Annotated in this window: 24 protein-coding genes; 14 read left to right on the top strand and 10 right to left on the bottom strand. The window is 72.4% G+C overall.

The features are described from left to right. Nucleotides 1–115 precede the first annotated feature (115 nt). Nucleotides 116–862, bottom strand: a complete 747-nt coding sequence (locus E1284_RS09585; protein ID WP_424923479.1) for a TSUP family transporter — start codon at nt 860–862, stop codon at nt 116–118. Nucleotides 863–981: 119 nt separating this feature from the next. Further along, nucleotides 982–1,524: a GNAT family N-acetyltransferase gene (locus E1284_RS09590; protein ID WP_131938666.1), complete on the bottom strand. Its 543-nt coding sequence runs from the start codon at nt 1,522–1,524 to the stop codon at nt 982–984. Nucleotides 1,525–1,572: 48 nt separating this feature from the next. On the opposite strand from E1284_RS09590, the gene E1284_RS09595 reads away from it, so the two are divergent. After that, nucleotides 1,573–2,163 carry a TetR/AcrR family transcriptional regulator gene (locus tag E1284_RS09595; RefSeq protein ID WP_131938667.1) on the top strand — a complete coding sequence of 197 codons (591 nt, stop codon included), beginning with the start codon at nt 1,573–1,575 and terminating at the stop codon, nt 2,161–2,163. Between the two features lie 101 nt (nt 2,164–2,264). Here E1284_RS09595 and E1284_RS09600 read toward each other — a convergent pair whose 3' ends face one another. From E1284_RS09600 to dhaK, 5 genes are all read right to left on the bottom strand, one after another. Further along, the gene (locus E1284_RS09600) at nt 2,265–2,606 is read right to left on the bottom strand and encodes a DUF5713 family protein (RefSeq protein WP_131938668.1); all 342 of its coding nucleotides are present in this window, start codon (nt 2,604–2,606) and stop codon (nt 2,265–2,267) included. A 64-nt stretch (nt 2,607–2,670) separates the two neighbouring features. Then, entirely contained in the window at nt 2,671–4,974 is a 2,304-nt protein-coding gene (pcrA, locus tag E1284_RS09605) for a DNA helicase PcrA (RefSeq protein WP_165965194.1), read from the bottom strand. Between the two features lie 141 nt (nt 4,975–5,115). Further along, nucleotides 5,116–5,502, bottom strand: a complete 387-nt coding sequence (dhaM, locus tag E1284_RS09610) for a dihydroxyacetone kinase phosphoryl donor subunit DhaM (RefSeq protein WP_207923660.1) — start codon at nt 5,500–5,502, stop codon at nt 5,116–5,118. 1 nt (nt 5,503) lies between these two features. Then, nucleotides 5,504–6,160, bottom strand: coding sequence for a dihydroxyacetone kinase subunit DhaL (gene dhaL / locus E1284_RS09615; protein WP_243714367.1), 657 nt, complete (start codon nt 6,158–6,160; stop codon nt 5,504–5,506). Continuing rightward, complete coding sequence (gene dhaK / locus E1284_RS09620; RefSeq protein ID WP_131938670.1) at nt 6,157–7,152, bottom strand: dihydroxyacetone kinase subunit DhaK; 996 nt, start codon at nt 7,150–7,152, stop codon at nt 6,157–6,159. Before dhaK ends, dhaL begins: the two co-directional genes overlap by 4 nt. A gap of 98 nt (nt 7,153–7,250) precedes the next feature. On the opposite strand from dhaK, the gene E1284_RS09625 reads away from it, so the two are divergent. The 4 genes from E1284_RS09625 to E1284_RS09640 all read left to right on the top strand — a co-directional run bounded on the left by E1284_RS09625 (nt 7,251) and on the right by E1284_RS09640 (nt 10,657). After that, a complete protein-coding gene (locus E1284_RS09625; RefSeq protein WP_243714368.1) occupies nt 7,251–8,207 on the top strand; it encodes a nucleoside hydrolase in 957 nt (318 codons plus the stop codon). 194 nt (nt 8,208–8,401) lie between these two features. Then, the gene (locus E1284_RS09630; protein ID WP_243714371.1) at nt 8,402–9,085 is read left to right on the top strand and encodes a PIG-L deacetylase family protein; all 684 of its coding nucleotides are present in this window, start codon (nt 8,402–8,404) and stop codon (nt 9,083–9,085) included. Nucleotides 9,086–9,243: 158 nt separating this feature from the next. Further along, on the top strand, nt 9,244–9,702 hold the full coding sequence (locus tag E1284_RS09635) for an SRPBCC family protein (protein WP_131938672.1): 459 nt from the start codon (nt 9,244–9,246) through the stop codon (nt 9,700–9,702). 55 nt (nt 9,703–9,757) lie between these two features. Beyond that, the gene (locus E1284_RS09640; RefSeq protein WP_131938673.1) at nt 9,758–10,657 is read left to right on the top strand and encodes a serine hydrolase; all 900 of its coding nucleotides are present in this window, start codon (nt 9,758–9,760) and stop codon (nt 10,655–10,657) included. Between the two features lie 25 nt (nt 10,658–10,682). On the opposite strand, the gene E1284_RS09645 is transcribed toward E1284_RS09640, so the two are convergent. Both E1284_RS09645 and E1284_RS09650 read right to left on the bottom strand, forming a co-directional pair. Further along, the gene (locus E1284_RS09645) at nt 10,683–11,324 is read right to left on the bottom strand and encodes a LuxR C-terminal-related transcriptional regulator (protein ID WP_131938674.1); all 642 of its coding nucleotides are present in this window, start codon (nt 11,322–11,324) and stop codon (nt 10,683–10,685) included. Then, nucleotides 11,321–12,493 carry an ATP-binding protein gene (locus tag E1284_RS09650; protein ID WP_131938702.1) on the bottom strand — a complete coding sequence of 391 codons (1,173 nt, stop codon included), beginning with the start codon at nt 12,491–12,493 and terminating at the stop codon, nt 11,321–11,323. Before E1284_RS09650 ends, E1284_RS09645 begins: the two co-directional genes overlap by 4 nt. Nucleotides 12,494–12,714: 221 nt before the next feature. Here E1284_RS09650 and E1284_RS09655 point away from each other — a divergent pair, with 221 nt between their 5' ends. From E1284_RS09655 to E1284_RS09665, 3 genes are all read left to right on the top strand, one after another. Then, nucleotides 12,715–14,178: a PspC domain-containing protein gene (locus E1284_RS09655; protein ID WP_131938675.1), complete on the top strand. Its 1,464-nt coding sequence runs from the start codon at nt 12,715–12,717 to the stop codon at nt 14,176–14,178. A 34-nt stretch (nt 14,179–14,212) separates the two neighbouring features. Beyond that, nucleotides 14,213–14,416 carry a hypothetical protein gene (locus E1284_RS09660; RefSeq protein ID WP_131938676.1) on the top strand — a complete coding sequence of 68 codons (204 nt, stop codon included), beginning with the start codon at nt 14,213–14,215 and terminating at the stop codon, nt 14,414–14,416. Nucleotides 14,417–14,493: 77 nt separating this feature from the next. Then, nucleotides 14,494–15,198, top strand: a complete 705-nt coding sequence (locus E1284_RS09665) for a TetR/AcrR family transcriptional regulator (RefSeq protein ID WP_131938677.1) — start codon at nt 14,494–14,496, stop codon at nt 15,196–15,198. A gap of 16 nt (nt 15,199–15,214) precedes the next feature. Here E1284_RS09665 and E1284_RS09670 read toward each other — a convergent pair whose 3' ends face one another. Further along, nucleotides 15,215–15,655: a cysteine dioxygenase gene (locus tag E1284_RS09670; protein ID WP_131938678.1), complete on the bottom strand. Its 441-nt coding sequence runs from the start codon at nt 15,653–15,655 to the stop codon at nt 15,215–15,217. 560 nt (nt 15,656–16,215) lie between these two features. Between E1284_RS09670 and E1284_RS09675 the strand changes: the two genes are divergently transcribed. The 6 genes from E1284_RS09675 to E1284_RS09700 all read left to right on the top strand — a co-directional run bounded on the left by E1284_RS09675 (nt 16,216) and on the right by E1284_RS09700 (nt 22,815). Next, nucleotides 16,216–17,094 (top strand): CHAP domain-containing protein, encoded by an 879-nt coding sequence (locus E1284_RS09675; RefSeq protein WP_243714369.1) that lies wholly within the window; start codon nt 16,216–16,218, stop codon nt 17,092–17,094. Nucleotides 17,095–17,277: 183 nt separating this feature from the next. Further along, nucleotides 17,278–17,769, top strand: coding sequence for a (2Fe-2S)-binding protein (locus tag E1284_RS09680; protein ID WP_131938679.1), 492 nt, complete (start codon nt 17,278–17,280; stop codon nt 17,767–17,769). After that, complete coding sequence (locus E1284_RS09685; protein WP_131938680.1) at nt 17,766–20,165, top strand: xanthine dehydrogenase family protein molybdopterin-binding subunit; 2,400 nt, start codon at nt 17,766–17,768, stop codon at nt 20,163–20,165. The genes E1284_RS09680 and E1284_RS09685 overlap by 4 nt, the downstream gene beginning before the upstream one ends. Beyond that, entirely contained in the window at nt 20,162–21,016 is an 855-nt protein-coding gene (locus E1284_RS09690; protein WP_131938681.1) for an FAD binding domain-containing protein, read from the top strand. The genes E1284_RS09685 and E1284_RS09690 overlap by 4 nt, the downstream gene beginning before the upstream one ends. 169 nt (nt 21,017–21,185) lie before the next feature. Then, on the top strand, nt 21,186–22,022 hold the full coding sequence (locus tag E1284_RS09695) for an SRPBCC family protein (RefSeq protein WP_131938682.1): 837 nt from the start codon (nt 21,186–21,188) through the stop codon (nt 22,020–22,022). Between the two features lie 91 nt (nt 22,023–22,113). Further along, the gene (locus E1284_RS09700) at nt 22,114–22,815 is read left to right on the top strand and encodes a class I SAM-dependent methyltransferase (RefSeq protein WP_131938683.1); all 702 of its coding nucleotides are present in this window, start codon (nt 22,114–22,116) and stop codon (nt 22,813–22,815) included. Nucleotides 22,816–22,877: the final 62 nt, after the last annotated feature.

The raw sequence follows: 22,877 nt of genomic DNA on the forward strand, positions 1-22,877 counted from the left end.
TCCCCTAGCCCGCCCGCCGAGCCGGCCGCCACCTCGTTGACCTGCGGCGTGTTGTTGCTTTCGGCGCGCTCATAACAACAACACGCCGCAAGTCAACGCACCCGGTGACACCGCGCTAGCCGAACTGCTCGTAGGCCAGTTTCGCGACGAGGGCGCTGACGACGCAGAGCAGGACGATCCGCACGAAGCCGGCGCCGCGCCTGATCGCCATGCGGGCCCCGAGCTGCGCGCCGACCGCGTTGGCGGCGGCCATGCCCAGGCCGACCGCCCACAGCACGTGCCCCTGCGCCGCGAAGACGACCAGCGCGCCGAGGTTGGTGCACGCGTTGATGATCTTCGAGGTGGCGGACGCGTCCACGAAGTCCAGGCCGAGCAGCGCGGTGAACGCGACGACCAGGAACGTCCCGGTGCCCGGCCCGACCAGCCCGTCGTAGAAGGCGATCGCGACGCCCGGGACGAGGACGGCGGCGGCGACCCGGCGGCGGGTCCGCAGCACGGTGCGCGGCTCCCGGCCGAGGTCCGGCCTCAGCACGACGATCGCGGCGACGGCCAGCAGCACCACCATGATGACCGGTTTCAGCACGTCCGAGGAGATCGCCGACGCGCACAGCGCCCCGCCCGCCGCACAGCACACCGCGAGCACGCCCGCCGGGACGGCGACGCGGACGTCCGGCTTGGCCTTGCGCGCATAGGCGACCGCGGCCGAGGCGGTGCCCGCGATCGAGCCGAGCTTGTTGGTGGCGAGCGCGGCCGCGACCGGCTGCCCGGGGTTGGCCAGCAGCAGCGCAGGCAACTGGATGAGCCCGCCCCCGCCGACCACCGCGTCGATCCAGCCGGCCGCGACGGCGGCGGCCAGCAGCATGAGCACCTGCTCGGCGTGCACGGGGACTCCGGGGGGTAAGGAGTTAAGTGGAGATCACTGATTACCCTAGCGGTGCCCGGGGGACGTTATGCGGGCTTCATGAGCGCGTCACGAGGGTGTCACGAGGTCCACTCGTCGGCGAGGAGGGCCCAGACCTGCACGTCGCGGTGCTCGCCGTCCAGCTTGAACGCCTGCCGGTGGACGCCCTCGCACGTCATGCCGAGCCGCTCCGCGACGGCCGCGCTGGCGGTGTTGCGCGGGTCGCAGAGCCACTCGACCCGGTGCAGGCCGCGCTCGCCGAACGCCCAGTCGATCATGAGGCGGACGGCCCCGGTCACCAGCCCGCGCCCCCGCGCCTCCGCCGCGAGCCACACGCCCGCCTCGCAGACGCCCCGCGCGGCGTCGAACGTCCGGAACAGCGTGCCGCCCTGGAGGACGCCGTCCACCCAGATGCCGTAGATGCGCGCCGCGTCCCTCGCCTGCTTGTCGGCGTACGCCTGCAGGAACCGCCGCGCCGCGGGCTCGTCCACGACCGTCCCGGCGAACGGGATGTACTCGCGGATGTCGGCGCGCACCCGGTCCACGTGCGCGGCGAACTCGGCCGCCCGCCACGGCTCCAGCGGCCGGAGCTCCGCGCCTTCGGCGAGCGTACGAGCGAACATGGGGCCTCCCGAGATACGTACCGAACGTTTGTTATGTACCCTACGGGAATGCCCGCCCGAGGTGATCACGACGCCCGCCGCCGGGACGTGTCCGAGGCCGTCTGGCGCGTCCTCGCCGAGCACGGCTTCGGCGGGCTGACACTGCGCGCCGTCGCGGCGGAGATGGGCGCCTCCACCGGCCTGCTCACCCACTACTTCCCGAACAAGAAGGCCCTCGTCGCGCACGCCCTCGACGTGGCCGACGAACGCACCGGGAACCGCCCGCTGCGCACGGCGCCGCCCGGTTTGGCGGCCCTGCGCGCCGCCCTCCTCGACGTCCTCAGCCTCACCCCCGCCGGGACGGACATGAACCGCGTATGGGTCAGCTCCTGGGACGTCTCGCTCGCCGATCCCGCCCTCGCGTCCCGCCAGAAGGACCGCTACGACAACTGGCGCGGCCGCCTCCGCCCGCATGTGGCCGCGGCCGTCTCACTCGGCGAACTGCCCGCTTCCAGCGACGTGGACGACATCGTCGCGTCCGCCGCCGCGTTCGCGCACGGCCTCGTCGTCCACGCCCTCTTCGACCCGGACCGCTTCCCACCCGACCGCCAGATCGCCATGCTCGACGCCTTCCTCACGTCCCTGGCCGCGGCACGCTGAGGAGGCGGGGCAACGCTGCGAGGCCGGTGGCATGACGATCAGCACGCGCGCCCTCGGAACCGACTCCGCCGCCCCGCCCGACGACCGCTACTCGGCCGGGGTCACCAGTTCCTGGGAGCGATCAGCTCTTCGGTGTCCGCGTCCGCGAAGCCGTAGGCGGTCGCGACGAACCAGAACTCCATGCCGATGGCGTCTCTCGCGACGGTCTCGATCTCGCTGTCCGCCGCGAGGAACTCCTCCTCCAGGACGTTGAACTCCTCCGTGGCCGCGTGCGTGAGCAGATACAGCGCCGCCAGGTCGGCCGGCCGCTCGGCCTCGATCCGCTCGCAGAGCCTCATCAGGATCGTCCGGCCCTTGTCGACGACGCGGGCCGGGTAGTAGTCGTCCTCGTACATCTCCTTGAGGAACGCGTGCTCGTTCACCTGCTCGTTGGTCAGCGCCATCCCGTCTCCCTTCACCGGGACGAGATCTACACCACGGCGGTGACAGTCCTATGGGCGAGACGCCTCAGAGTTTCTCAATGGTGGCGAAGCGGAGGACCAGGGTGCGGACGCCGTATTCGCCGCCGAAATCGACGCTGGCCTTCTCGCCGCGGTCGTAGACGGAGACGACGGTGCCCAGGCCGAAGGCGTCGTGGGTGACCTTGTCGCCGGGGGAAAGGGACGGGACGGCGCGGTTCCCCGGCGAGCGGGTGCCCGGGCGTTCCGCCATTCTCGACATCGCCGGAGTGGACATCGACGACGCTTCGCGTTCCCATTCGACGAGGGTCGTCGGCACCTCGCCCAGGAACCGCGACGGCGGGTTGACCTGCGGCGCGCCCCAGGAGCTGCGCATCGCGGCGCGGGAGACGTAGAGGCGCTGCCGGGCGCGGGTGATGCCGACGTAGGCGAGGCGGCGCTCCTCTTCGAGTTCCTTGGGGTTGCTCATGGCGCGCAGGTGCGGGAAAACGCCGTCCTCCATTCCGGTCAGGAAAACGACCGGGAATTCGAGGCCCTTCGCGGTGTGCAGGGTCATCAGCGTGACGACGCCCTGGTCGGTCTCCTCGGGCTGCTCGCCGGGCGGGACGGGGCCGCCCTTCGCGCCGCCGGGAATGGAGTCGGCGTCGGCCACCAGCGCGACCTGCTCGAGGAATTCGGGGAGGCGGCCCTCGGCCGATTCGCCGTCGAGGCGCTCCTCGAATTCGCGGGCGACGGCTTCGAGTTCCTGGAGGTTCTCGACGCGGGTCTCGTCCTGCGGGTCCTTGGAGTTCTGGAGCTCCTCCAGGTAGCCGCTGACCTTCAGGACCTCGGTGAGGAGGTCGGCGGGGGTGAGCGTCTCGGCGGCGTTGCGCAGCTCGTCCATCATCGTGACGAACTCGCGGACGGCGTTGATGGAGCGGGTCGCCATGCCGGGCACGTCCGCGGGCACGCGGAGGGCCTGCCAGAACGAGATCCGCTCGCGGGACGCGTACGCCTCGACGCACGCTTCGGCGCGGTCGCCGATGCCGCGCTTGGGGACGTTCAGGATGCGCCGCAGGGAGACGGTGTCCTCGGGGTTGGCGAGGCAGCGCAGGTAGGCGAGCGCATCGCGGATCTCCTTGCGCTCGTAGAAGCGGACGCCGCCGACGACCTTGTAGGGCAGCCCGACGCGGATGAACACTTCCTCGAAGACGCGCGACTGGGCGTTGGTGCGGTAGAAGACGGCGACGTCGCCGGGACGGGCGTCGCCGTCGTCGGTGAGCCGGTCGACCTCGTGCGCGACGAACGCGGCCTCGTCGTGCTCGTTGTCGGCCACATAGCCGGTGATCTTGTGGCCCTCGCCCTGGTCGGACCACAGCCGCTTCGGCCGGGGGCGCGGGTTGCGCTCGATGACCGCGTTCGCCGCCGACAGGATCGTCTGCGTGGAGCGGTAGTTCTGCTCCAGCAGGATCGTGGTCGCGTCCGGGTAGTCGCGCTCGAACTCCAGGATGTTGCGGATCGTCGCACCGCGGAACGCGTAGATCGACTGGTCGGCGTCGCCGACGACGCACAGCTCCGCAGCGCCCACCCCCTCGACGTGCTCTCCCTGGGGGGACGACCCCCCAGACCCCCCGGCAACCGCGATAGGGGCCGTCAGCTCGCGGACGAGCTCGTACTGCGCGTGGTTGGTGTCCTGGTACTCGTCGACCAGGACGTGCCGGAACCGCCGCCGGTAGTGCTCGGCGGCCTCCGGGAAGACCTGCAGCAGGTTGACCGTCATCATGATCAGGTCGTCGAAGTCCATCGCGCCGGCCTGCTGGAGCCGCGCCTGGTACATCTCGTACGCCTCGGCGAGCGTCTGCTCCATGTGCGTGGACGCACGGTTCTTGAACGTCTCGTAGTCGATCAGCTCGTTCTTCAGGTTGGACACCTGGGCGCTGAACGACTTCGGCGGGTACCGCTTCGGGTCGAGGTCGAGCTCGCGGCAGACCAGCGCCATCAGCCGGTTCGCGTCGGCCTGGTCGTAGATCGAGAAGCTCGTGGGGAAGCCGAGGCGCTTGGCCTCGCGGCGCAGGATCCGCACGCACGCGGAGTGGAACGTCATCACCCACATGGCGCGCGAGCGCGGCCCGACGAGGGCGCCGACGCGCTCCTTCATCTCGGCGGCGGCCTTGTTGGTGAAGGTGATCGCGAGGATCTGGCCGGGGTGCGCGTCCCGCTGGCCGAGCAGGTACGCGATGCGGTGCGTGAGCACCCGGGTCTTGCCCGAGCCGGCGCCCGCGACGATCAGCAGCGGGCCGCCGGAGTGCACGACGGCGGCGCGCTGCTGCGGGTTGAGGCCATCGAGCAAGGGGTGAGCTTCGGTCTTCGACATCACGTGCGAGTCTACGGCGCGGCGCGGACGTTTTCGGCGCGTCCCGAAGTCCGGCCCCCGCGGCAGCATGTGGACAGCCGCCCCGCCCCGCCGCGTCCCGTCCCGCGCGGGCCGGTCGCCCGGCCCGCCGGAACCGGGGCGTCAGGACGTCTTGCGGTGGTCGCGGGCGGACTCGGCCGCGGCGTGGACGGCGGCGAGGTCGGCGCCCGTCGCTGCCATCGAGGCGGCGGCGACCGCGCCCTCGACGAGCGGCGCGTCCGCGAGCAGCACGTCGTCGCCGTCGGCGTCCTCGATCAGCATCTTCGCGGTGAGGACGGAGCTGCCGAGGTCGGCCAGCAGGACCACACCCTCGCCCTCGTTCGCGGTGGCGACGGCCTGCTCGACCAGGTCGATGCTGGTGCCGAGCCGTCCCTCGGCGTCGCCGCCGGCGGGTTCGACGACGGCCTTGCCGACGCCCATCGCGCGGGCGACCTCGGCGACGCCCTCGGCCAGCGTCCGGCTGTGCGAGATGATCACGATGCCGACCATGTCAGCCCTCCCCCGCCGCATCGGCCTGCGTCACATCGGCGAGCCCGCGCAGGATCAGCGCGGTGGACGAGGCGCCCGGGTCCATGTGCCCGACGCTGCGCGGCCCGAGATAGCTGGCCCGCCCCTTGCGCGCCTGCATCGGGACGGTGTCGTCCGCGCCCTGGGCGGCGGCGTCGGCGGCGGCGCGCACGCATCCGGCCAGGTCGGAGCCGTCGGCCAGCGCCGCCTCGTAGGCCGCGACGGCCGGTGCCAGCGCGTCGACCATCGTCTTGTCGCCGTCGGCGGCCTTGCCGAGGTCGCGGACGCCGTCCAGCCCGGCCCGGAGCGCGGAACCGAGCGCGGCGGCGTCGACCTCGTCGGCGTCGCCGAGCGCCTTGCCGGCGCGGCGCAGCAGCGTCCCGTAGAGCGGGCCGGACGCGCCGCCGGTCTTGGACACGATCGCCCGCCCGGCCGCGACCAGCACCTTTCCCGGCGGAGCGTCCGCGGGGAGAGCCTCGACGGCGGCGCGGAAGCCGCGGTCGAGGTTGTGGCCGTGGTCGCCGTCGCCGATGGCCGCGTCCAGCCGGGTGAGCCGTTCGGCGTCCGCCGACACCAGTTCGGCGGCGTGCCTGATCCAGGCGCCGAGGCCGGCTCCGTGCACGGGCACCGCCCCGTTCACCGGCCCCACCGCAGCCCCGGCGTCTCGACCGGCGCGTCCCAGAGCCGGGTCAGCTCGGGCGTCACCCGGCACACGCTGATCATGCAGCCGGCCATCTCCAGGCTGGTCACGTACGGGCCGACGAGGCGGCGGACGACGGTCGCGCCGTGCCCCTCCAGCCACTCGGCCGCCGCCGCGTAGGCGATGTACTGCTCGATCAGCGGGGTGCCGCCCATCCCGTTGACCAGCACCAGCACCTCGGACCCGGACAGCGGCACGTCCGCGTCGATCGCGCTGAGCGACGCGTCCACGATCTCCGCCGCCGTGCCGATCTTGGCCCGCTCCCGGCCGGGCTCCCCGTGGATGCCGATGCCGAGCTCCATCTCGTCCTCGCCCAGCTCGAACGTGGGCGTCCCGGCGGCCGGGACCGTGCAGGACGACAGCGCGACACCGAACGACCGGCTGCGCTCGTTCACCTCCCGCGCGACCGCGGCGACGGCGTCCAGCGCGGCGCCCTCCTCGGCGAGCGCACCGGCGATCTTCTCGGCGAACAGCGTGGCGCCCGTTCCGCGCCGCCCCGCCGTGAACGTGCTGTCCTCAACGGCCACGTCGTCGTCGATGATGACCGACGTGACCTCGATGTCCTCGTCCTCGGCCAGCTCGGCGGCCAGCTGGAAATTCATGACATCGCCGGTGTAGTTCTTGACGATATGGAGGACGCCGGCGCCGCCGTTCACCGCCATCGTCGCCGCGATGATCTGGTCGGGCACCGGGGAGGTGAACACCTCGCCGCAGCAGGCCGCGTCCAGCATGCCGAAGCCGACGAACCCGGCGTGCAGCGGCTCGTGACCGGACCCGCCGCCCGACACCAGGGCGACCTTCCCGGTGCGCGGCGCGTCCGCCCGCACGACGGTGCCGTTCTCCGGATCGACAGTGAGCGACGGATGCGCGGCGGCCAGTCCGCGCAGCGCGTCGGAGACCACGTCCGCCGGGGCGTTGATGAGTTTGCGCATGTCTCATGCTCTACCCGCGTCCGGCGCCGCCTCCCAGACCCAATCGGCGATCGGCCGGGTTCGCACGGTCCGTATAGGTTTCATCCGTGAGCCCGTCCGTGAGCACAAGACCGACGTTCCTGTACGACTGCGACACCGGCATCGACGACGCGATGACGCTGCTGTACCTGGCCTCCCTCGTCCGGGCGGGCGAGGCGGAGCTGGTCGGCGTCGGCACGGTGCACGGCAACATCGACCCGCTGACCGGCGCGCTGAACACGCTGCGCGTGCTGGAGGCGGCGGGGATCACCGAGGGCGTGCCGGTCGCGGTCGGCGCGGCCCGGCCGATGGCGCAGAACGTCCACTACGCGCTCGACTGGCACGGGACGGACGGCCTCGGCGACACGCACCTGCCCGACCCGGCCGGACGGCCCGCCGCCGAGCCGGCGCCCGCGCAGATCGTCCGGCTGGCCCGCGAGCGGCCCGGCGAGCTGACGCTGCTGGCGACCGGTCCGCTGACGAACCTGGGCGCGGCGCTGCTGCTGGACGGCGAGCTGCCGTCGCTGGTCCGCGAGGTCGTGGTCATGGGCGGCGCGTTCGACCACCCCGGCAACATCACGACGCACGCCGAGGCGAACATCTGGCACGACCCGGAGGCCGCCGACCTGGTGTTCGCGGCGGACTGGCCGGTCGTGCTGGTGCCGCTGGACGCCACGCACCCGACCGCCGTCCACGACGACTGGCTCGACCGGCTGGCCGCCCACGAGAGCGAGGTCGCGCAGTTCGCGGCCCGCATCCTGAAGTTCTACGAGGTCGCCTATACGCCGACGCTGAAGCGCCGGGGCGCGGTCATCCACGACGCGCTCGCCGCGATGCTGGCCGTCGATCCGGGGCTCGGCGAGTACGCCCACCGTCCCGTCCGGGTGGAGCTGCACGGCGAGCTGACGCGCGGCACCACCGTGTGGGACGCGCGGTCGCTGCCCGCCGAGGACGTCCGCCGCCCGGCGAAAATCGCCGTCGGCAGCGACGTGCGGGCGTTCCAGGAACGCCTGCTCACCGCGCTGACCTCGCTGTAAGGCGGTTCCGCACGGCCGTCACGCACGTCCGCGCGAGAAGTTCCCGATCTTCGGACGTGCCCGAATCGTTCACTGACCTTATGGTTGAAACCGTGACCAACGTTCTAGACGACGGTGAGCCGAGCGGAGCTCGTCCCTTGAATGGCGGTGGGCGGGGGCTGGAGGACGGCAATGTGCAGCGGATCCTGGTCGTGATGGCTCACCCCGACGACGTCGACTTCGGCGCGGCCGGGACGATCGCCGGCTGGACCGACCGGGGCATCGAGGTCGTCTACCTCATGGTGACCGACGGCGACGCGGGCGGCTTCGACGACACCGTGTCCCGCAAGGAGATGGCGACGCTGCGCCGGGAGGAGCAGCGCGCGGCGGCCAAGTGCGTCGGCGTGAGCGACGTCCGGTTCCTCGGGTACTCCGACGGCAGGGTCGAGGCGACGCTGGACCTGCGCCGCGACATCGCCCGGGTGATCCGGCAGGTGCGGCCGGACCGGGTGCTGATGCCGAGCCCGGAGCGCAACTACGAGCGGATCTACCCGAGCCACCCCGACCACCGGGCGGTCGGCTCGGCTGCGCTCGACGCCGTCTACCCCGACGCCCGCAACCCGTACGCGTTCCCGGAACTGCTCGCCGACGAGGGCCTGGAGGCGTGGACGGCGCGGGAGGTGTGGATCAGCGGTGGTCCGGTCGTGAACCACTACGTCGACATCACCGAGCAGTTCGAGCGGAAGGTGAACGCACTGCGCGCGCACGTGAGCCAGACCGGGCACATGGGCGACGGGCTGCCGGAGATGCTGCGCGGCTGGCTCGGCGCCAACGCCGCGGCGGCCGGCCTCTCCGAGGGACGGCTCGCCGAATCCTTCCAGGTGGTCGACACCGCCTGATCCGCGGTCGACACGGCGTGCCGTCGCCCCGTTGATCTACCGTCGGCGCCGTCTGATCTCCCAAGGCTTTCCGGTCACGCTCCAAATGCAGTTACTTACAGGCCGTAATTGACTGCAGATCGGGCATCCACCCCGTGTGACAGAACACGGGGGTTGTCATGTCCGAAGAGATCGAAGCGACCGCCACCTCCCGCGCCGGGCCGGATGTGATCTTCAAGCATCTGTGCGTCGCCGAGGCGTGGGGCGAGTGGGGCGGTTTCTGGATCCGCGCGCGGCGCGAGGCCGACGGGACCGAGCACCCGAACGGGATCGGGGCCGTCCGGTCCGTCCCGCCCTGGCGCGAGGAGGTCGTGGCCTGGGACCCGCCGCGGCACTACGGGTACGTCGCGCTGGCCGGGCCGCCGCGGCGCCGCGTCCTGGCGGACGTCACGCTGGAGCCCTACGCCGGCGGCCGCACGCTGATCCGCTGGCGCGGCGAGCTCGAGGCGTTCCCCGGCACCGGTCCGTTCACGCGGGCGGCGCTGCGCCGCCGCTTCGGGACCTACGCGCGCCGGGTCGCCTGGCACTCCGAGCGCTGCGAACCGGGCTGCCCCGCCCGCCTTCCGGGCGTCCTCTAGGAGCCCGCGCGCTTTAGGCGTCATCACCACTGGTCGCACGGATTCGGGGGGATCGATGCGGCGTCGTATCATCGTGCTCGCTTTGGCCGCGGGCGCCACCGGGGCGGGGCTCGCCGCCCACTGGGTCGTCTCCGACGCACCGGCCCGCAGGACCGGCGTCACCACCGCAGCGGACCAGGCCGTCACGGTCGGGCAGGGAGCGGCCGCGGCGAAGGAAGTGACCCGGCCGTTCGACCGGCCGGCGCTGGCCCAGGCCGTCCGCGCCTACATCGGCACCCGTCCGGGCAAGGCCGGGGTCATGGCGACGGACCTGCGCACAGGGCTGACCTTCGGGGAGAACGCAAAGGGCCGGTTCGTCACCGCCAGCATCATGAAGGTCGACATCCTGTCGAGCCTCGTCCTGCAGCGGCAGCGCGACCGCCGCGCCCTGACGCGGGGACAGCGGGAACTGGCCGGGCACATGATCCGGGAGAGCGACAACGGCGCGGCGGACGCCCTGTACTCCGCGGCGGGCGGCAGCGGCGGCGTGCGGAAGGCCAACAAGAGCTTCGCCCTGAAGAACACGACGCCGTTCCCGGGGTCGTGGGGTTCGTCCCTGACGACGCCGGCCGATCAGGTGCGCCTGCTCGCGAACCTGGTGTCGGCCGAGAGCCCCATCAACGCGTCGGGACGCGCGTACATCCTGAGCCTGATGGGTTCCGTCCTGCGCGAGCAGGCGTGGGGAGTGAGCGCGGCGGCCCGTCCGGGCGAGAGGGTGGCGCTGAAGAACGGGTGGACGCCGGTCTACCACCAGGGGCACGGCTGGGCGGTGAACAGCATCGGCCGCATCACCGGACGCGACCACGACTTCCTCATCGCGGTGTGCAGCGGGGACAGCCCGACGATGGGGGCCGGAGTGGCGACGGTCGAGCACGTCGCCGAGATGGTGGTGAGCACCCTGCGCGACTCGCGCTGAGAGACGCCGCGACCGCCGGGCCGTTCTAGACGAGTCGGCGGGCGGCCGCCCAGCGGGAGAGTTCGTGCCGGTTCGACAGCTGGAGCTTGCGCAGCACGCTGCTCACGTGCGTTTCCACCGTCTTCACCGAGATGAACAGCTCCTTCGCGATCTCCTTGTAGGCGTAGCCGCGCGCGATCAGCCGCAGGACCTCCCGCTCCCGCTGGGTGATCTGGTCCAGCTCGGGGTCGACCGCCGGGACGTCCGTGGCGGCGAACGCGTCCAAGACGAATCCGGCGAGGCGGGGCGAGAACACCGCGTCGCCCTCCGCGACCCGGCCGATCGCGTCCGTCAGCTCCGGGCCCGAGATCGTCTTGGTGACGTAGCCGCGCGCGCCGCCGCGGACGACGCCGATGACGTCCTCCGCCGCGTCCGACACCGACAGGGCGAGGAACTTGGACGGGACGGCGCCGTGCAGCCGCCGCAGCACCTCGATGCCCCCGCCGCCGGGCAGGTGGACGTCCAGCAGCACCACGTCCGGCCGGGCCGCTCGGATCACCGCGACCGCCTCGTCGACGTCGCCCGCCTCGCCGACGATCTCCACGCCGCCGCCCAGCTCCGCCTTGACGCCGGTCCGGAACATCTGGTGGTCGTCGACCAGCACGACCCGCTTCAACGCCTCGCTCATGACTTCTTCATCTCCAGCCGCACCTCGGTGCCCTCGCCCGGCGCGGTGCGCACCGTCGCCTTGCCGCCGTTGCGCTCCATACGTCCGATGATGGACCCCCGGACGCCCATCCGGTCCGCCGGGACCGCGTCCAGGTCGAATCCCTTGCCGCGGTCGCGGACGAACACGGCGATCTCGTCGCTCTCCACCTCCGCGTACACCGACACCGACGGCGCCTCGGAGTACTTCGCGGCGTTCACCATCGCCTCCCGCGCGGCCTGCAGCGCCGCGCCGAGCCGCTCGTCCAGCGCCGTGTCGCCCACGCAGACGATCTCGATCGGCACGCCGTGGTCGTCCTCGACCTCCCCGGCGATCTCCCTGATCGCGGCGGCGAACGTCTGGTCGGGGTCGGCGCGCGGCTGGTACAGCCACGTCCGCAGGGTCCGCTCCTGGGACCGGGCGAGCCGCTGCACCTCCCGCGTGTCGTGCGCGTTCCGCTGGATCAGCGTCAGCGTGTGCAGCACCGAGTCGTGGAGGTGCGCGGCCAGCTCGGCGCGCTCCTGGGAGCGGATGCGCTCGTGCCGCTCGGCGTCCAGGTCCTGCCAGAGCCGCACTACCCACGGCGTCACGATCACCGCGACCCCGGTCAGGATGATCAGCATGGCGACGATCACGGACCGCGCCTGGGCGGCCTCCACGTTCTGCACGACGACGCCGCCGATGCCGCCGACCACCAGCAGCAGGCCCATCAGGCTGCGCAGCCAGCGCTGGCGGAGCGGCAGCGTCCACCGCTGCCGCTGGTCGCGGTCGGCCTGCTGCCACAGGATCGCGGCGCCGACGCCGCCGACGACGAACGGCCACAGCGCCCACTGGACGACCCTGGCCGCGCCCCACGGCAGCACCGCGAGGCCCAGCGTGAGCGCCGCGTAGGCGAGCAGCTGGCCCCAGTCCCGGCCGCGCAGGCGCCCGGTCTTCGCGGTCTCGCCCGCCGGCGCCGCCTGCTCGGCCGGCGGAACCGCCTCGGGCGCGGGCACCAGGATCCAGAACGCGGCGTACGCGGCGACGCCGAGCCCGCTCGCCACCGTCAGCAGCACGAACGCGGCCCGGATGAGCAGGACGTCCACGCCCAGATGCGCGGCCAGACCGCGGCACACACCGGCCACGAGCCTGCCCTCGGCGACGCGCTCCAGCGCCGGCGGCCGCAGCGGCACGGCGTCCGGTCGCTCCGCCGCCGTCGCCCCGCCCGGCGCCTCCTGGCTCACCGCCGCCCTTCCCTTGGTACTCCCACGTCATCGATCGTCTCGCGTCCGCGCGGGAACCGCATCAGGGACCGGCCCTGGATCCGGCTCAGGGTCCGCTCAGGGACGTCCCCGATACCGCCCGCCGCGGGTGAGAGGCCACGATGGCAGGCATGGACGGCGAGCGGAACGACGGCGGGCGGAACGACCGCGCGCAGAACCCGAGCGAGCAGGACACGGGCCCGCAGGACACGGCGAAGCAGAGCACCGGCGAGCACAGCACGGGCGAGCAGAGCACCGGCGAGCCGTACGCGGGCCGGTCGGCCGCGGGCGCGGAGAGGGCGAGCGGGCAGGACGCGGGCGGGCAGACGATGCGGGAGCGCTCGGACCGGGGCTACCAGCGGCTGGCGCGCGACGCCGACCGGCGGCTGCTCGCCGGCGTGTGCACCGGTCTCGGCCGCTACACCGGCATCGACCCGGTCGTCTTCCGCGTCGGCTTCGCGATCCTCGTGCTGGCGCACGGGCAGGGGATCTTCCTCTACGTCGCGGCGGCGCTGCTGATGCCCGCGAGCCCCGGCGAGTCGTCGCTCGCGGAGCAGCTGTTCAAGCGGTGGTTCGACGCGCAGGCCGTCCTGTCGGTCCTCGGCGCGCTGCTGTGCGTCAGCGTCGCGTTCACCCTGCTCGGCGGCGCCTACACCGACACCATGGCCGCCCTGGTGGTGTTCGGGCTGGTGCTGGTGGTGGCGCACTCGCGCGGGACGGACCTGGTGGCGGCGGCGCGGTCGGTCCCCGAGCGGCTGGCCGGGCACCCGCCGGAGCCGTCCGCCGCGTGGACGCGGTCGGAGGACGTCGTCGTCGGCGGCGTGTCCCTCTACAAGGACCTGTCCCGGCCGGAGCCGGCGAGCGGCGGCCTGCCCCTGGGCATGGTCGACCTCGCCGCGTACTCGGCCACCCGCGCCGACGCCCTCGCCGACGATCTCCCCGCGGCGCCGAAGTCCCGGACGACGCAGAAGAACGACGGGCGGGGCGGCTCGGCTCCGGCGGCGGCGATCACGCTGCTGGCCGCCATGGCCGCGGGTGCGGCGATGATCCCCGTCGCCAAGGGCCACCCGGCCCCCGACTCCTGGATGATCGTCATGGCGCCCGCGCTCGCGGTCATCGGGCTCGGCCTCGTCGTCGGCGGCTGGTTCCGCACCCACGGGCTCGCCACGGCGGGCACCCTGCTGACCCTCGGACTGCTGACGACGACGGTGGTGGGCGACATGCCGCGCAACGCCAGTTACGGGGACATCGACTGGCGTCCCACCGACGTGGCACAGACGACCCAGACCTACAAGGTCGGCGTCGGCCAGGCCGACCTCGACCTGACCGCCCTTCCGATGACCCCGGGCCAGCGCATCACGATCGACGCGCAGGTCGGTCTCGGCGGGCTCGCGGTCACGCTGCCGGCCGCCGCCCGCGTCATGGTGGACGCCCGGATCACGCTCGGCGACCTGAACATCCAGCACCGGACGACCAGCGGCCCGAACGCCAAGGTCACCCGCGTCCTGGAACCGGAGACGCCCGGCGCGAACCCGCCGGTGATCGAACTGCGGATCCGCGGCAAGGTCGGCGACGTGGACGTGCACCGTGGTTAACGAGAGCGCGGCTGACGACGAGTCTGGAGTGGACATGGCCAAGCGGTTCCGGTTCGACCCGGCGGGCCCGGTGACCGGGCTGTTCTTCCTGGTCCTCGCGGGGCTGTTCCTCGCGGAGGGGCTGGCGGAGGAGGCGATCGTGCCCGCGACGGTGCTCGCCCCGGTGGTGCTGATCGGACTCGGCGTGGTCGGGACCGTCCGGGTGCTGACCCGCGCCCGCCGCCGCGACCTGCGCTGACCGGTCCGCCCGATCTCCCCCGGCCCCCGGAACGGGAAGTAGTGTGATCCCGACGGCAGGTGACGGAATGGAGTCGGATGTCAGGGCAGACCGGGACACCGGAGGCGGGATGCACGGACGTGCTGCCCGGGTCTCGATCGGCGCTGGACCCGGGCCGGGCGATCAAACCGGGACGGCACGGCCTCTCCCCCGAGACCGTCGCCGGCATCCAGCGCGAGCGGCTGATCGACGCGTTCGTCCAGGTCGTCTCCGAGCGCGGCTACGCGCACACCACGATCAGCCGGGTCACCGAGGGCGCGGGCGTCACGAAGAAGACGTTCTACGCGCACTTCACCGACCTCGACGACTGCTTCCTCGCCGCCTACCAGCGCGGCATGGACATCCTGCTCGCGCGCATGACGCAGGCGTACGAGTCCGCCGCCGACCGGCCGGACGGCATCCACGCCGCGCTGCGCACGCTGCTCGCCGTACTGGCCCGCGAGCCCCGCTTCGCCCGGGTGTCGCTGGTGGAGGTGAACGCCGCGGGGCCGCGGGTCCGGCAGGCGCGCCTGGACAACCTCGCCCGGTTCCGCGACTTCCTCACCGGTGGGTCCCTGCCGCCCGTCCCGGGGGCCGTGGTGGACGCGATCGTCGGCGGCATCTACAGCGCGATCCACGTCCAGATGGAGACGGGCGCGGCCGACGAGCTCCCGTCGCTGCTGCCGTCCCTGACCTACTTCGCGCTGCTCCCGCTGATCGGCCGCGAGGCCGCCTCCCGGTACCTCACCGACGACCCGCGCTGACCCGCGCTGACCGGCCTCAGCGTGCGGGCGACTGGGCGTGGAGGGTGACGGCGAAGGCAGGGCCGGGGTTCGTCAGCGCCTGCGAGGCGCCGTGCACGCGGACGCGGTTGGCGCGCAGCGGCCGCTCGGTGACGCCGCGCTCGGTGATCGTGACGACGGCCAGCTCGCCCGCGACGAGGGTGCTGACGCCGCCGTGGACCGTCCCGCCGTGACCGGGCGGCCATGTGGTCAGCCAGACGGTCGGCCCGGTGGCCGGCCCGGCCTCGTCGTCCAGCGGGATGTGCCGGGGCTCGGCTGCGTCGAACCGGACGAGCCGCCACCACTCGTCCGGGCGGGCCGCCAGGTCCCGGACGCGGGCGGCGAGCTGGCCCACGGTCGGGGGACGGACGCCGAGCGCACGACCGTGCGGGTCGTCCTGGCCGTGCATGGTGAGATCGGGAACCACGGAAAGGTCCACGGGAAAGGTCCTTCGTGTACTGGTGTCGCGTGTACGGATGTCGGCCGGTGAGAAGCGGATTCAGCGACAACACGAAGGACACAGCGCGCTGGCCGCGCGGCGCAGGGCCACGGGGCTGTCGGTCGACGCACGCTGGGTCACGAACACAAGAAGACACGCACCGCCGCGCCTTGTCAAACCGATCACGGGCGAGCCGCTCACCGGCGTCTCGATCACACACCGGCGTTGCGGGATCAGCGGCTGATGATCAGGTAGACGATGCCGCTCAGGACGAGCGTCACGATCAGCGAACCCAGACAACCGAGTCGCGATGAGGAGAAGAGGAACATAGCGCCCTCCTCCCCCGGATCGTCCGCACCGTCCGGTGACCATCCGACGTCTTGCCTGATAGAGACCCTGAATTGACGGTTGCATGTGTTTCATTGCGGAAATAGGAGAAGAAGAGGGTTACCCCGATACGGTCGGACGGGAGCCGCCCCGGAACGGGCGCGGTCGAGTCGACGCTCCTGGAGGAGCACGTGACCCCCCAAAATCAAACAAATACCAGCGAAGTAGTACATATGGACGAAGTGGACGTCCATTACGGCGTCCACCACGCCACCGAGGCCGACGAGGAGCAGGTCCTCCGGGAGCTGTACGGCGCCCCGGACGACGACGGCGTTTTCCGGGCCGCCGCACTGATCGGCACGGCAGGCGGCGCAGAAGTCGGCACTGCGATCAGCGCGGCGGCGACGGGCGCGAGCGGAATGATCAGTCAGGCCCGGAAATCGCTCGGAATGTCGGGTCGGCCGAACACCATTACCAAGGAGTACGCGTCCAGGCACGGGAGCGAATTCCTGCGCGCCGCCTGGTGCGACATGGCCGTCACCTACTGGGCGCGGCACAGCGGGAACGCATCCGCCGCCCTGCCGGGCGGAGACCGCGCCTACACCGTGTGGCACGCACGCGATCTCCAGAAGGCCGGGCGCTGGCACAGCGGGACCACCGCGGGCGTCAACCGGGCGAAGCCCGGCGACATCGTGTTCTTCGACTGGGGCGCCGGCAACAGCATCGGCGCGATCGACCACGTCGGCGTGGTCGAAGCCGTGCTCGGCGGTGGGCGGCTGCAGACCATCGAGGGAAACACCGGCGACGCGGTGAAGCGCCGCGTGCGCGGCTCCGGCGTGATCGCCGGTTACGGACGGCCCGCGTACGGCGGGGGCAACTGGACGGAGGACATGGTGAGGAAGCTCCCCGAGATGAGCAAGGGCGACAAGGGCGAGCACGTGCAGAGCGTGCAGGGGCTGCTCCAGGCGCGCAGCCATCCCGAGGTGCGGATGACCGGGACGTTCGACGACGTCACCGAGCAGGCCGTGAAGGCGGTCCAGCGGTGGGGCAAGGTGGATGACGACGGCATCGTCGGTCCGATAACCTGGTCGGTTCTCCTTCGCGTGCATTAGCCAGCATTCCCCCAGACGTCGGTAAATAAGCGATGCCAGGGGCTAGTACGGCATTCAACCGCGGATTAGGTTCGTAGGGTCGCCTTCCACGGAGGTGGCCCCGATGACGTGGCCTGACCAGCGCGCTCCGCCCGGAGGACGTTCTCTTCCGAGTCCACCCCGAGACGTCCCTGGGAGAAACGCATGCCACGAATCCGTGCCGAGGTCGACGGCGCGACGTATGAGGACGACGTCGAACCGCGCCTCCTTCTCGTCCACTATCTGCGCGAACGGCTGGGGAAGGTCGGGACCCCGGTCGGGTGCGACACCAGCAACTGCGGAGCCTGCACCGTCCTGATGGACGGGATGAGCGTGAAGAGCTGCTCCGTGCTCGCCGTCCAGGCGGACGGCCGCGACGTGACGACCGTCGAGGGCCTCGGCGTCGACGGGACCCCGCACCCGATGCAGACGGCCTTCCACGAGGAGCACGCGCTCCAGTGCGGCTACTGCACGCCCGGCATGATCATGGCGTCGCTGGATCTGCTGCGGGAGAACCCCGACCCGTCCGAGCAGGAGGTCCGGGAGGGGCTCGAGGGCAACCTGTGCCGGTGCACCGGCTACCAGAACATCGTGAAGGCGGTGCGGCGGGCGGCGAGCGATATGCGCGCACCCGCCGGGCAGGAGGTGACGCCGTGACCGTGCAGGAGGTCGGCAGCCCGCGCCGGCGGTCGGAGGACGCCCGCCTCATCACGGGCCGCACCAAGTGGACCGACAACATGAGCCCGGCGGGGACGCTGCACGTGGCGTTCCTGCGCAGCCCGCTCGCCCACGCCCGGATCACCGGCGTCGACACCTCGCGGGCGAAGCAGAGCCCGAACGTGGTCGCCGTGTTCAGCGGGCAGGACCTCGCCGAGGAGCAGGGGTCGCTGCCGTGCGCGTGGGTCGTGACCGAGGACATGAAGCTCCCCGAGCACCCGCCCATGGCGGTGAACGAGGTCCGCTACGTCGGCGAGCCCGTCGCCTGCGTCATCGCCCGCGACAAGGCCGCGGCCGTCGACGCCCTGGAAGAGATCGACGTCGACTACGAGCCGCTGTCCGCGGTGGTGGACATGGAGGCGGCACTGGCCGAGGGCGCCGACCTCGTCCACGAGGACCTGGGAACCAACAAGTCCTACACGTGGGTGTTCGAGAACGGGGATCTGGACGCCGCGATGAGGGACGCGCCGGTCGTCATCGAGCGGCGCTACGTCCAGCAGAGGCTCATCCCCACGGCGATGGAGCCGCGGTCGGTGCTGTGCGTCCCCGAGGGGGACGAGTTCACGCTGTACTCGGCCACGCAGATCCCGCACATCCTGCGGTTGATGCTGGCCACGGTCACGGGCATCCCCGAGCACCGGATCAGGGTCGTCGCACCGGACGTCGGCGGCGGATTCGGCTCCAAGCTCCAGGTGTACGGGGAGGAGGTCCTCGCGCTGCTGCTGGCCCGCCGGCTGGGCCGTCCGGTCAAGTGGACGGAGACGCGCAGCGAGGGCAACATGACCGTCCACCATGGGCGCGACCAGATCCAGCGGCTCACGCTCGCGGCAGAACGCGACGGACGGATCCGCGGCCTGAAGGTGGATCTGCTGGCCGACATGGGGGCCTACCTCATGCTGGTCACGCCCGGCATCCCGCTGCTGGGCGCGTTCATGTTCAACGGCATCTACAAGATGGACGCGCTGTCGTTCACCTGCACGGGCGTGTTCACCACGAAGATGCCCACGGACGCGTACCGGGGCGCGGGCCGTCCCGAGGCCACGTACGCGATCGAGCGGCTGATGGACGAACTCGCCGCCGAAGTGGGCGTCGACCCCATCGAGGTGCGGCGCCGCAACTGGATCAAGCACGAGGAGTTCCCGTACGAGACGATCGCGGGCCTCACCTACGACTCCGGTAACTACGAGGCCGCGACCGACAAGGCCCTGGAGCTGTTCGAGTACGACAAGCTGCGGGCGGAGCAGGCCGACCGGCGGGAACGCCGGGACCCGGTGCAGCTCGGCATCGGGGTGTCCACGTTCACCGAGATGTGCGGGCTCGCGCCGTCCCGTGTGCTGGGCTCGCTGTCCTACGGCGCGGGCGGCTGGGAGCACGCGGCGGTGCGCGTCCTGCCGTCCGGCAAGGTCGAGGTGGTGACGGGGTCGTCCGCGCACGGGCAGGGCCATGAGACGGCCTGGGCGCAGATCACCGCGGACAGGCTCGGTGTCCCGTTCGAGGACGTGAAGGTCCTGCACGGCGACACGGCCATCTCGCACAAGGGAATGGACACCTACGGTTCCCGCTCGCTGGCCGTGGGCGGGGTCGCGTTGTTCTCCGCCTGCGAGAAGGTCGTCGACAAGGCCCGCACGGTCGCCGCGCATCTGCTGGAGGCGTCCGAGCAGGACCTCGAGTTCACCGCCGGACGGTTCAGCGTCCGCGGCGTCGAGCAGGAGGGCAAGACGCTGCAGGAGGTCGCGCTGGCCGCGTTCGCCGCGCACGATCTTCCGGACGGCATCGAACCCTCGCTGGACTCCGACGCCACGTTCGACCCGGAGAACTTCTCCTTCCCGCACGGCACGCACCTGTGCGCGATGGAGGTCGACACGGAGACGGGCATGGTGAAGATCCGCAAGTACGTGGCGGTGGACGACGTCGGCAAGGTCGTGAACCCGCTCATCGTGGAGGGGCAGGTCCACGGCGGCCTCGCGCAGGGCATCGCGCAGGCGCTGTACGAGGAGGCCGTGTACGACGCGGACGGCAACCTCACGACGACGACCATGGCCGACTACCTGATCCCGTCGGCGGCGGACCTGCCGGTGTTCACGGTCGACCGCACCGAGACGCCCGCGACGACCAACCCGCTGGGCGTGAAGGGCGTCGGTGAGGCGGGCACGATCGCCTCCACCCCGGCGGTCGTGAACTCCATCGTGGACGCGCTGCGCCCGCACGGCGTGCACGACGTGCAGATGCCGTGCACGCCCGAACGCGTGTGGCGCGCGCTGCGCGGAGAAGCGAAACCGGACGCCGCCCAACCGGGCGCGGCCGGCGGGCTCGGTTCGGCCGGAGGTGACCAGTGATCCCCGCGACGTTCGACTACGTGCGGCCCGCCTCGCTGGACGACGCCGTACGGGCGCTGTCCGACGCGGGCGAGGACGCGAAGGTGCTGGCCGGCGGGCAGAGCCTGATGCCGCTGCTGCGGATGCGGCTCGCCATCCCGGACGCGCTGATCGACCTGGACCGCCTCGACGGGCTCCGGGAGATCCGCGACGACGGCGACGCGGTCGTCATCGGCGCGATGGCGACGCACCACCAGGTGATCCGCGATCCGCTGGTGCGCGAGCACCTGCCGCTCATCGCGGCGACGACGGAGACGGTCGCCGACCCTGCCGTCCGGCACCGCGGCACGTTCGGCGGGTCCCTCGCCCACGCGGACCCGGCGGGCGACCTTCCGGCCGTGGCGCTGGCGCTGGACGCGGTGCTCCTCGTCCGGTCGGTGCGCGGCGAACGGGAGATCCCGGCGTCGGAGTTCTTCGTCGACTGGATGACGTCGGCGATGGAACCGGACGAGCTCCTCGTGGGCGTGCGCGTACCGAAGCTGGGCGCGGGCTGGGGCGTGCACTACGAGAAGTTCCATCGGACGGCGCAGGCATGGGCGATCGTCGGTGTCGCGTGCGCCGTCCGCCGCAACGGTGACGGGATCGAGGAGGCCCGCGTCGCGCTGACCAACATGGGGCCGGCCCCAGTGCGGGCCGGCGCGGTGGAGACCGCGGTCAGGGGCCGGTCGGCGTCGGAGGACGTGTTCCGGACCGCCGCCGCGCAGGCCGCGGCGGGCACCGAACCGCCCACCGACCTGAGCGGGTCGTCGGAGTACCGGACGCATCTGGCGACCGTGCTCACCGCGCGGGCGCTGACCGCCGCCGCGGGCTGACGGGCCGCACGCCAGGTGCGGGACGGGTTCATGCGGCCGGGTACCGGCGCCCGCCGGGCCCCGGCCGCATGATCGCCCCCTCCCCGGGTACCGGGCCCCCACTGGCGACGGGATGGGCCGCCGCCGTAAGGTCGCGGACAGGTTCTCCGGACGATAAGGACTTTTGATCATGGAGCTCGACCACGATTTCACCGTCCCCGTACCGGTGGATCAGGCCTGGTCGGTGCTGCTCGACGTGGAGCGGGTCGCGGCCTGCATGCCGGGCGCGACCCTCGACTCGGTCGAGGGCGAGGAGTACTCGGGGCGGATGAAGGTGAAGGTCGGCGCGATGACCATCACCTACCGCGGCACCGCGCGGATCGTCTCGGCGGACGAGTCGGCCCGGGTGGTGACGATGGAGGCGGCCGCGAAGGAGGCCCGCGGGTCGGGCACGGCGTCCGCGACCGTCCAGGCGAGGCTGCACGCGGAGGGCACCACGACGCGGGTGAGCGTGCACACCAAGATGAACGTGACGGGACGGCCGGCGCAGTTCGGCCGCAACATCCTGTCCGAGGTCGGCTCGAAGATCATTTCGCGGTTCGCGAAGGCGCTGGCGACCGAACTGGAGTCGTCCGGCGAGACCGCCGTGGGCACGGCCGCCGCACCGGCCGCCGAGGCCGCGCCGGCCGCCGAGGCCGCCGCGCCGGTCGCCGAGCCCGCGCCGGCCGAGAAGCCCGCCGAACCCGCCGCGACCCCGGCCGAGTCCGTGAAGCCCGCGGCGGACGCCGACAAGCCCGGCCCGGTGAAGGCCACGGAGGAGGCCGCCGCCAGGGCCGAGGCGGCGGTTCCCGCCGCGGCGCCCGAGCGTCCCGCGCGGCGGCTGCACGTCGCGGACGAGGACGACGCGATCGACCTGCTGGAGGTCGCGGGACCGTCGGTCGCCAAGCGGGCCGTCCCGGTGCTCGGCGGGCTGGTCGCGCTGCTGCTGGCCGTCCGGTTCCTCATCCGGCGGCGCCGCGGGCGCTGAGCCCCGAACGGGGTCAAACCGGGGTCAACGATCGGCCCGCCGGCGGCGGCGACGGTGGAACGGGCCGCCGCCGATGCCGTCGGCTTGTCCCGTGGACACCATCGAGCTTCAGCGGATCGCCCGGATCGAGCACGACAACTGGTGGTACCGCGAGCGGCGGGAGATCCTGTCCGCGGAACTGCTGCGGTTCAGCGTTCCCGGGACGGCCGTCGACATCGGCACCGCGTCCGGCGGGAGCTGCCGGGTGCTGGCCGAGCACGGCTGGCGCGCCATCGGCGTCGACCTGAGCCCGGACGCCGTCGCTCTGGCGCGCGCGCAGGGCGTCGAGGCGTACGAGGGCGACGCCCGGTACCTGCCGCTCGCGCCGTGCGAGTACGACCTGGCGCTGGCGCTGGACGTCCTGGAGCACATCGAGGACGACGCGCGGGCCGCGGCGGAGATCGCGCGGGTGCTGCGTCCGGGCGGCATCGCGCTGGTGTCGGTGCCGTGCGACATGGCGCTGTGGTCGGCGCACGACGTGGCGCTCGGCCGCGTCCGCCGCTACACCCGCCGCGCGCTCACCGAGCTGGTCGAGGGCGCCGGGCTGGTGCTGGAGGCGGTGTGGAGCCGGGGGGTGCTCGTCCGGCCGCTGCTGCGCCGGTTCCGGCACCGGACGGCGCGCCGCGAGGACCTGGCCCCGCTGCACCCGCTCGCCAACGAGGCGCTGCGGCTGTCGGCGGCGCTGGAGCGCCGCCTGCCGCTGGCCGGCTGCCCCGGCGCCTGGCTGTGGGCAAGGGCCCGCCACCCCGGCTGACCCCCCGTTGATCTGCGGCGTGTTGTTGTTATGACGCGCCTGATAACAACAACACGCCGCAG

Source organism: Actinomadura bangladeshensis, from assembly GCF_004348335.1.
In the GTDB taxonomy this organism is placed as follows: Bacteria; Actinomycetota; Actinomycetes; order Streptosporangiales; family Streptosporangiaceae; genus Spirillospora; species Spirillospora bangladeshensis.

What these genes read in the sequence shown, in the direction of transcription:
- dhaK (WP_131938670.1), bottom strand. Translation starts at nt 7,152, where the DNA reads ATGCGCAAACTCATCAACGCCCCGGCGGACGTGGTCTCCGACGCGCTG.
- E1284_RS09590 (WP_131938666.1), bottom strand. Translation starts at nt 1,524, where the DNA reads ATGTTCGCTCGTACGCTCGCCGAAGGCGCGGAGCTCCGGCCGCTGGAG.
- pcrA (WP_165965194.1), bottom strand. Translation starts at nt 4,974, where the DNA reads ATGTCGAAGACCGAAGCTCACCCCTTGCTCGATGGCCTCAACCCGCAG.
- E1284_RS09695 (WP_131938682.1), top strand. Translation starts at nt 21,186, where the DNA reads ATGGAGCTCGACCACGATTTCACCGTCCCCGTACCGGTGGATCAGGCC.
- E1284_RS09660 (WP_131938676.1), top strand. Translation starts at nt 14,213, where the DNA reads ATGGCCAAGCGGTTCCGGTTCGACCCGGCGGGCCCGGTGACCGGGCTG.
- E1284_RS09680 (WP_131938679.1), top strand. Translation starts at nt 17,278, where the DNA reads ATGCCACGAATCCGTGCCGAGGTCGACGGCGCGACGTATGAGGACGAC.
- E1284_RS09630 (WP_243714371.1), top strand. Translation starts at nt 8,402, where the DNA reads ATGGCTCACCCCGACGACGTCGACTTCGGCGCGGCCGGGACGATCGCC.
- dhaM (WP_207923660.1), bottom strand. Translation starts at nt 5,502, where the DNA reads ATGGTCGGCATCGTGATCATCTCGCACAGCCGGACGCTGGCCGAGGGC.
- E1284_RS09635 (WP_131938672.1), top strand. Translation starts at nt 9,244, where the DNA reads ATGTCCGAAGAGATCGAAGCGACCGCCACCTCCCGCGCCGGGCCGGAT.
- E1284_RS09665 (WP_131938677.1), top strand. Translation starts at nt 14,494, where the DNA reads ATGTCAGGGCAGACCGGGACACCGGAGGCGGGATGCACGGACGTGCTG.
- E1284_RS09675 (WP_243714369.1), top strand. Translation starts at nt 16,216, where the DNA reads ATGGACGAAGTGGACGTCCATTACGGCGTCCACCACGCCACCGAGGCC.
- E1284_RS09595 (WP_131938667.1), top strand. Translation starts at nt 1,573, where the DNA reads ATGCCCGCCCGAGGTGATCACGACGCCCGCCGCCGGGACGTGTCCGAG.
- E1284_RS09600 (WP_131938668.1), bottom strand. Translation starts at nt 2,606, where the DNA reads ATGGCGCTGACCAACGAGCAGGTGAACGAGCACGCGTTCCTCAAGGAG.
- E1284_RS09585 (WP_424923479.1), bottom strand. Translation starts at nt 862, where the DNA reads ATGCTGCTGGCCGCCGCCGTCGCGGCCGGCTGGATCGACGCGGTGGTC.
- E1284_RS09640 (WP_131938673.1), top strand. Translation starts at nt 9,758, where the DNA reads ATGCGGCGTCGTATCATCGTGCTCGCTTTGGCCGCGGGCGCCACCGGG.
- E1284_RS09645 (WP_131938674.1), bottom strand. Translation starts at nt 11,324, where the DNA reads ATGAGCGAGGCGTTGAAGCGGGTCGTGCTGGTCGACGACCACCAGATG.
- E1284_RS09655 (WP_131938675.1), top strand. Translation starts at nt 12,715, where the DNA reads ATGGACGGCGAGCGGAACGACGGCGGGCGGAACGACCGCGCGCAGAAC.